General features: G+C 61.7%; 6 protein-coding genes. 5 read left to right on the forward strand and 1 reads right to left on the reverse strand.

Annotated elements, in window-relative coordinates; translation table 11 throughout:
• Positions 1-146 precede the first annotated feature (146 nt).
• Positions 147-1,106 (reverse strand): AraC family transcriptional regulator, encoded by a 960-nt coding sequence (locus ACFOTD_RS31815; protein ID WP_378123993.1) that lies wholly within the window; start codon positions 1,104-1,106, stop codon positions 147-149.
• A gap of 71 nt (positions 1,107-1,177) precedes the next feature.
• Here ACFOTD_RS31815 and ACFOTD_RS31820 point away from each other — a divergent pair, with 71 nt between their 5' ends.
• The 5 genes from ACFOTD_RS31820 (at position 1,178) to ACFOTD_RS31840 (ending at position 8,490) form a co-directional block, all read left to right on the forward strand.
• Positions 1,178-3,247: an alpha-L-rhamnosidase-related protein gene (locus tag ACFOTD_RS31820; RefSeq protein ID WP_378123995.1), complete on the forward strand. Its 2,070-nt coding sequence runs from the start codon at positions 1,178-1,180 to the stop codon at positions 3,245-3,247.
• A 212-nt stretch (positions 3,248-3,459) separates the two neighbouring features.
• Positions 3,460-4,665, forward strand: coding sequence for a multidrug effflux MFS transporter (locus ACFOTD_RS31825; protein ID WP_378123997.1), 1,206 nt, complete (start codon positions 3,460-3,462; stop codon positions 4,663-4,665).
• Positions 4,666-4,721: 56 nt separating this feature from the next.
• Positions 4,722-5,027, forward strand: coding sequence for a DivIVA domain-containing protein (locus ACFOTD_RS31830; RefSeq protein ID WP_378123998.1), 306 nt, complete (start codon positions 4,722-4,724; stop codon positions 5,025-5,027).
• Between the two features lie 131 nt (positions 5,028-5,158).
• Positions 5,159-8,140, forward strand: a complete 2,982-nt coding sequence (locus tag ACFOTD_RS31835) for a DUF4962 domain-containing protein (RefSeq protein WP_378123999.1) — start codon at positions 5,159-5,161, stop codon at positions 8,138-8,140.
• 182 nt (positions 8,141-8,322) lie between these two features.
• Positions 8,323-8,490: a hypothetical protein gene (locus tag ACFOTD_RS31840; RefSeq protein ID WP_378124001.1), complete on the forward strand. Its 168-nt coding sequence runs from the start codon at positions 8,323-8,325 to the stop codon at positions 8,488-8,490.
• Positions 8,491-8,735: the final 245 nt, after the last annotated feature.

The following is an 8,735-nucleotide window of genomic DNA, read 5'->3' on the forward strand; positions in this document are numbered from 1 at the left end:
TGCGGCAGGTGAGCAGCGCGAGTGGCGGTCATCGGAGTTGCGAGGGTGAGCGCCGCGAATGGCGGTCACCGGATCGGCGGAAACTCAACGGCGCGCGTGACGGTCACCGATACCGCGGCAGGTCGGCAGCGAGTGCGGCGATAAGGTTAGCGGCGCGCACCGCCGCCCTTCCGGTACTCGCTTGGGCTCATGCCCATCTGCTCGCGGAACACGGCGCGGAAATGTGCTTGATCCCTATAGCCCGCGAGGCTGGCGATGACGGAGATTTTGTGCGCCGTTTCATGCAGCAGCTTGCAGGCGTACTCGATCCGTCTAAGCTGCAGATAGCCCGAGAATGTCGTTCCCGCGGACTTTTGGAACAGCCGGATGAAGTGACGGGGGCTCAGGCCTGCTTGCGCGGCGAGGCTTTCCGCGGTCAACGGCTCGGTCGCATGAAGGTCGATATACGTCTGAATGTCGGACATCGACAAGCCTTTGCGCCCCGAATCCGCGGCCTCAGCAGCTTCGTCGGCGTACGAACCGTCCAGTCGAAGCCTGGCGAGACGCACCGCGATCTGCAGGAGTCCCGCGAACAGGTTGGCCTCGTAGCCGAGGCGTTTCTCCGTAAACTCCCGATGCATCCGGACGAAGTGCCGTCCAATCTCCATCCTTTGATCGAACAAGGATAAATGGGCGCCGGGCGACCCTTCAAAAAAAGCGAGAACTTCGCCTCCGCGACCGTATGGAGCCAGCCAGCCCGCAACGACCTCTAAAAATTCGGGCCGAATGCAGAGATTGTAAACGACCAGCTTCCGTCTGGCCGCGGCGTCGCTCGGTCGCAAAATATGCGAGGTGCCGACCGGCAATACGTACAGGCAGCCCTTGGTCGTGCGTTCGATGCGGTCGCCGACATAATGGAAGCCGTCTCCGGACATCACGTATACGATCTCCAGGTAGGCATGATCATGCTCCCTGAGCGCGAAGCCTTCCTCCCAGCGATTGATGAAAATCGGGAAGTCGCCTTGAAAGTGCTCGGAGATTTCCGAACGGTAGGCGGCGGCCCGCGGGGCTTTTTGCGTGTCGTCGGTATGCGATACGATGTCACTATTCTCCATGATTCTCGTCACAACTCCCCACCTTCAAGGGTGCGCGTTTATTATACAATGTGGCTTAACGATAGGGAAGGAGCGGTTCGGCGATGACGAAGCAAGAGACGATACAAGAGACGATAAAAACAAAGCCGCAGACCGCAACCTGGATCTGGTATCCGGGCGACTTCGAGATCCGGCTCCATGAAAAAATGTCCGTGAAACGGAGGGCGCGCGGCGTTCCTTATCCCGCTTATTGGCGTCTCGACCGGCACTACTCCAACGTGAAGTTTCGTTATACCTACGATCTCCCGCACGAGGAACAAATATCGATTAAGGCCGAAGGGTCCTATTCGCTCTACCTTGACGGAAGGGACAACTATCGCTCGGACGAGCCCGTCATCACGCTGCCGGCCGGCCGGCACGAGATTAGCGTCAGCGTGTTCAACGACGTCGAGATGCCCGCTTTGTTCATCGAAGGACCCAACCTCCGGACGGACGCAACCTGGGAAGCGACTTCGTACCAGAACGACTGGGTCTCCGCCGGGACATGGACGTTCGAGTCGCCGTCCGTGCCGCCGTCAGCCTTCCGTCTGGCGGTCGCGCCGCAAGAGCCGGCGTCCGTAGAAGAGGTGCAAGGTCATCCGCTGCTTGATTTCGGCCGCGAGACGTTCGGCTATTTGCGGTTCCACAATCTCCAGGGCAAAGGCAAAGTCCGGATCTACTACGGCGAGTCGATGTCGGAGGCGCTCTCGATTGCGGAGTGCTACAGCCTGGACCGATTCGATGCCGGAGAAGCGGCGCTGCAGGCCGAGGGCGGCATTTATACGCTGGGGGCCGCGAAGGCGTTCCGGTATGCATGGATTCACGCCGACCCGGGCACAACCTGGGATCGCGTATCGATGCTCTACGAATACGTCCCCGTCACGTACCGCAGCGCATTCGAATGCTCGGATTCCAAATTAAACGAGATTTACGCGATGAGCCTCTACACGCTGCATCTGAATACGCGGGAGTTTTTCCTGGACGGCATCAAACGGGACCGCTGGGTCTGGTCGGGCGACGCCTATCAGGCGTTTCTGATGAACTACTACAGCTTCTTCGATCTGGACGTGACGCGACGGACGCTCATCGCGCTGCGCGGCAAGGATCCGCTTGTCATGCACTTCAACACCATATTGGACTATTCGCTGTATTGGTTCGTATCGCTGTACGACTATTATTTGTACACCGGGGATTTTGCGTTCATCCGGCACTATTACGACCGCGCGGCGTCATTGATGGACTTCTGCCTCGCGCAGCGCAATGAAGAAGGGCTGGTCGAGGGCAGGCAGCAGGATTGGGTGTTCGTCGACTGGGCGGATCTGGACAACAGCGGCGCCGTCAGCACGATCCAGATCTTGCTGGCGCGCGGGCTGGAAGCGATGAGCGCGTTCGCCGCCGAGCTGGACGACCCTGTCGCGTCCGGATCTTATCGGTCGCTTGCCGAAGAACTCAAGGCCAAGACGCTGAGCCTTTTCTGGGACGAAGCCAGAGGCGGTCTGCTGCATCATCGCGCGGACGGCGTCACGCAGCCGATGCTGACGAAGCATGCCAACATGTTCGCGATGACCTTCGGCTATTTGAGCCCCGCGCAGCAAGAGCGCGTCATTCATAGCGTCATGCTGAATCCGGAAGTGCCGCAAATTCGGACCCCGTACATGCGGTTTCACGAGATGGCGACGCTCTGCGAGAGCAGGCAGCACGACCATGTCCTGCAGGAGGTCCGCGACTACTGGGGCGGCATGATCGATCTCGGCGCGACGACGTTCTGGGAGGAATACGATCCGTCCCTGGCGGACGACGCCCACTACGGGATGTACGGCGTTACCTTCGGGAAAAGCCTTTGCCATGCCTGGGGAGCGGGTCCGATCTATCTGTTCGGCAAATACTTTCTCGGCGTGAGACCGCTTAGCGCGGGCTACGGGACCTTTGTCGTCGAGCCGCAGCTCGGCGGGCTGGGCTGGATGAAGGGCACCGTCCCGACCGCCGGCGGCGAGGTCGAAGTCGACATGGACGCTTCGCGCATCCGCGTCCGGGCGACCGGCGGCCACGGCGTGCTCCGATACCGGAAGGGCGGCCAAACCATCGAGTCGCCGATCCCGGAGGACGGCAGCTGGCTGGAAGCGAGCCTTCATTAAAATCGGGTTTAAATTTATGGTCTACATTTATATAGAAGGAACCCGTCAATAAAGCATAAGCAAACGGCGCGATCGCTTCCCCGGTCGCGTCGTTTTGCGCGTCTGTCATAAATTGTTGTCGGAATCCGCGCCCGATTGTGGTAGGATGGACTGGCCTTTGATATGAAAACTTACACAGATAAAGAGACAGATCAGGATTAGGAGAACACCGAATGTCCACCAAGAACAACTCAAATGTCCTTAGGCAAGCCTTGCTGCTTGGCCTGTTTTCAACGCTCGGGCCTTTTACGATCGATATGTACTTGCCGGCGTTTCCGCAGATCGTAGAGCGGTTCGGCACGACCGCTTCGCTGGTGCAGCTTAGTCTGACCGCCTGCCTGCTCGGACTCGGCTTCGGCCAGATCGTCATGGGCTCGCTCAGCGACGTTCACGGCAGACGCAATCCGTTGCTTATCGCCATGGCTTTTTATGTGCTCGCTTCGTTAGGCTGCGCGTTTTCGCCCCATATCGGGCTGTTGATCGCCTGCCGGTTCGTACAGGGCTTTGCCGCCTCTGCGGGCATCGTCATCTCCCGCGCGATCGCGCGCGACTTGTACGAAGGCCACGAGCTCACGCGGTTTTTCTCGCTGCTTCTGCTGGTCGGCAACCTGGGGCCGCTCGTAGCGCCGGTCGCCGGCAGCGGCATCTTGTCGTTTTCCTCCTGGATCGGCGTGTTCGTCGCGCTGTCGCTCCTCGGCATCTACTTGTGGATCATGACCAAGTGGCGCCTCAAGGAGACGCTGCCGGTCGAGCGGCGCAGTCCGAGCAACTTCAAGCAGCAGCTGCGAAACTACGGCACGCTCCTGCGCGACCGCCAGTTCGTCGGCTACATGCTGGCCCAGGGCATCATGATCGCGGGCGTGTTCGCCTACGTCTCGGGAACGCCGTTCATTTATCAAAATATTTACGGCGCGTCGCCGACCGTGTTCGCGCTTCTGTTCGGCTCGAACGGCATCAGCCTGATCATCGGCTCCCAGATCGTCGGACGGGCGTCGCACCGCGTATCCGAACGCACCTTTCTGCTGCTCGGCCTCTGTCTGGCGCTGTGCGCCAGCGTCGCCGTCCTGATCGTGGCCCTCGTCCACGGTCCGCTGTTCACGCTCGTTATTCCGCTGTTCGTGTTCGTCGCGTCTATCGGCATGACCTCCACGGCGGCATTTCCGCTTGCGATGGAGAGCCAGGCGCATATGGCGGGCAGCGCAGCCGCGCTGCTTGGCGTCATTCAGTTCCTGATCGGCGCGATCGTCTCGCCGCTCGTCGGCATCGCCGGCGAGGATACCGCCGTGCCGCTCGGCGTCATCATCCTGGCGACAAGCACGGCCGCGATGCTCGCATATTTGCTGCTGGTGAGAAGAGGGCAAGCAGCCGAGCAAGGTTAGGCTTTGCGCCGGCAGCTCCCGTGCTTCTCGTTGAATAAAATTTTGGAGGTCATCGCATGTCCGTCAGCCCGAAGCTTCAGCAATTGTTAACCGACAATGGCGTCTCGTTTACGGCTCTGGATATTTTTAATCAGGAATTCGGCAAAGGGCGCATGATGTCTCGCCGCTACGACGCCGATCAAGTGGACTCCTTTTTGGACAAGGTCGTAAAGGATTACGAGCGGTTGTACAAGCTGCTCGGCGACATGGAGGTCGAAGTCGAGGCGTTCCGCGAGTCCATCTCCAACAAGGCGGAGATGTCGGTCGAGCATCTGCACGTCCGATTGAGAAAGATCGAGCACTTTTTGCAGAATAAGCGCTAAGAGAGATCCATACAAAAATGAAAACCTCCGACGAGGTGCCGATCGTTCATAAAACTGCATATTGTTGAGTTGTCTTGCCTGCCTGCCGCGCTTACCATGAGGCTAAATTCCGATGAGGAAGGAAGTTTGTCATGGAAAACGCAAGCAAACATGCAGAAGCCGCTTCAAAGCCGCAGCAGCCCGAGCGGAGCAAGCAACCGGTGGCAGGACCTGCCTGGCCCGCCGAGCTGATGGCGAACGCCAATCTTCCGTTCCGCCCGGCCGACGCGCTCGTGACGACGCAGAACCCGCCCGACTTCGGCTGGCCCTTCGTTCCCGGCGCGGACCGTTACCGGCTCGAGCTCGCGCGGGATGCCGTCATGGACGGCGGCGCGATCGAAGCCGCGGAGCCGGCGATCAACTTTTATAACTTTCCCGAAACGCTAGGCGAGGGCGTTTGGTTTTGGCGCGTGCGATTCCATACGCCCGAGGCCGGCTGGTCCGCCTGGAGCGAGGTGCGCAGATTCCGGATCGCGGAAGGAAGCGTGCCGTTTCCCGTGCCGCCGATCGACGAGATGCTCGCGCGCATGGAGACCGGACACCCGCGGGTATGGACCAATCCGCGCGAGCTCGCGGCCTTCCGCGAGCGGCGCTTGCATGGCGCCCCCAAGGCGGTGTTCGAACAAACGCGCGCGTCGGTGCTTGCGCAACTTGACGATCCGCTGCCCCCGGACCCGATTTTCCCGTACATGGACAGATCCATCTCGAGCGTATCGCCGGAATGGGTCAAGGCGCTGCAGGACCTGCGCAAATACGCCGACACCGCGCTCGACCATCTGCTACAAGCCGCCTTCGTCTATCTGATCACGGGCGACCGCGCGATCGGCGAACATGCCAAGGCCCATCTGCTGAACTTCGCCTCCTGGGATCCGGAAGCGGCGACGCGGTTCGATATTAACGATCAGGTGCATCGCGCCGTCGCTTACCGATCTACGATCGCCTACGACTGGATTTACGACCTGCTGGCGCCGGAGGAGCGGCAGGCCGTCCAGGATATGGTCCGCACGCGCATCGCCGTACTGATCGAGCATTACCTGGACCGCCAGCCGATCTATCAATATCCGTTCGACTCCCACGGCTGGACGATCGCGGGCTATATCGGCCTGATGGGCACGATCTTGCTTCACGATATTCCCGAGGCCGAGGTTTGGGTGCGCCGCGCCGTGCCCGCGTTTATTAATCTGCTCCCGCCATGGGGCGGCGAGGACGGTTCCTGGTCGCAAGGGACCGGCTACTGGCAGTGGTCGTCCGGCTCCAACAAGGAGCTGATGGACGTGCTGCTGAGCGCGGGCGCCATCGACGCGTATGCTAAAGCCTTTTCGCGGCACGAGGGCCTGTACCCGATCTACATGTTCCCGCACGGCAGCAAGGCCGGCGTATTCGGCAACGACAGCCACTACCTGCCGGATTGGCCCAGCATCAGCCTGCTGAACCGGCTGGCGCAGGTGTACGGCGATCCGCGTATGCAGTGGGCGTCCCAGGCTATCGGAGACATGCCTGCTTCCGGCCTGCAGAATTACTTCTACGGCGACGAGAGCATCGCGCCGCGGCCGCCGGCCGACCTGCCGAAGGCCAAGTGGTTCCAAACGACCGGCCTCGTCGCCATGCACAGCGAGCTGACCGATCCCGAGCGGATCTCGCTCTACTTCAAATCCAGTCCTTACGGCAGCTACAGCCATAGCCAAGCCGACCAGAACGGCTTTATCATTCATGCCTTCGGCGAGACGTTGGCGCTCAAGAGCGGTTACTACGATTATTACAACAGCGTGCATCACCGCGGCTACACCAAACGCACGTATTCCGCGAACGCGATCACGTTCGACGGACGGCAGGGCCAGCCGATCGACGACTTCGACGCCAAGGGCCGGATGGTCGGCTTCGCGACGCACCCCGCCTTCGACGCGGCGACGGGAGACGCGGTCGCGGCCTATCGGGGCGGCGAGCTCGCACGCGCGCTTCGGCATATCGTCTACATGAAGCCTTCCGTTTTTGTCGTCATCGACGACCTGGCCGCGTCCAACCCTGCGGGCGTCTCCTTCGAGTGGAATCTGCATGCCGACGAGCGGCTGACGCTCGATCCGGACGGCGGCGGCGCCACGATCGAGAAGGGCAAGGCCGGGCTGCAGGTCCGGCTGCATGGCGCGGACGCGCTTGGCAGCAATGCCTCGATCGAGACCCGGTTCCTCGATCCCGAAGGGAACGAGGCGACGCCGGTCGCATGGGCAGCCGGCAAGTCGCAGGTGCATGCGACGTTCGCGACGCCGAAGACGGATGCCGCGGTGCTGGTCGCGACGCTGTCGCCGTACCGGCTGGCCGGCGGCGAGCCGGAAGCGGTCGCGTCGGCCGAGTACGACGGCTATGTCCGGCTGTCGTTCGCCGGCGGCGCCGTGCTGTACGTACGCACGGCCGCAGATGGCCTGATCGACACCGGCGCGGACGGGTATCGCTTCGACGGCGCTGCGCTTGCAATCGAGGGCGCTTCGTCGCTGCTCGTGCACGGCACGCGGGTCGAGCGCGACGGGGGCGTCGTCTTCGAGAGCGACGTGCCCGCGACGGTCGCCTGGGGCGACGGGCGGCTGTCTGCGTCCGTATCCGACGACGCGAGACTCTCCTTGGCGGTGCCGGGCGAGGTGATCCTGCGCGATGGCGGCCGCGGACGCGAGGTGCCTGCGGACGGCGACGCCGCGGCACGCCTTGGCAGCCAGGGCGTGCACTGGACGGCAGCGCCCGGACGGCTCTCGCTTCGGCTGGAGCGGGGCCAGCACGCCTTCCGGCTGGACGACGCGCCGCTGCCGGGGCCGCTCGCGCCCGTGGCGCTGCCGACCGAGATCGACGGCGTGCCCGGCGAGACGGCGCTCGAAGCCTGGCGCGACGTCGACGGCGACCGCCTCGCCTGGGGCCGGCTCGCGCTCGAGGCCGGCGAATACGAGGTGCTCGAGGCGCCGGCAGGCTTCACGTTCGCGCGGCACGGCCGGATCCGCAGCGGTGCGCTCGGCGCGAGCGAGCCGGTGCTGCTGCGCGGCGAGCCCGGCTTGCTCCGGCTGCGGCGCGCGGGCGGTGCGTCTTCCTTGTAATAGGGATGCGCAAATGGCTCGCCGCATCGATGTATGCGGCCGGGCGATCGAATGGCCGAGAAGCTTGGGGGATGAAGCCCCAAGCTTCTTTTTGCTGGATCAGCAGGTTTAAATTTGCTGATCAGCAAGCTAAATTTGCCGGATCAGCAAGTATAAGTTTGGCGGCGATGCATGACAGGTAAATGCATTTTCGACGGCTCGTACTCGTGCGCATGCCCGTACCGGTGCTCGTGCTCGTGCCCGTGCCGGTGCTCGTGCCCGTGCCGGTGCTCGTGCCCGTGCCCGTGCTCGTGCTCGTGCCCGTAATCGTGCTCGTGCCGGCGTTTTTCGATACTTTTCAGGTCGAATAACTGCATATGTACAGGCATTTTCTGTCGAACAGCGACACTTGTTTAAAAACCTGCAAATGTGCAGGTAAATTCAAAGCACAAGCCGGAAATGGGGCTAATGAACGAAAATACCTGCACTTTTGGTTACTACTTAGGTGAGCTAGAACTGAAACTGCCCGTGAATGGCGAGTGAGAGGGATTTGAGGACGGAAAGGTTTTGTTTGAGGAGCGTGGAGACGACGGATCGAATGCGTGCAAACTGCGTT

Origin of the sequence: Cohnella sp. GCM10012308 (assembly GCF_042649185.1) — a bacterium.
Taxonomy (GTDB): Bacteria; Bacillota; Bacilli; order Paenibacillales; family Paenibacillaceae; genus Cohnella.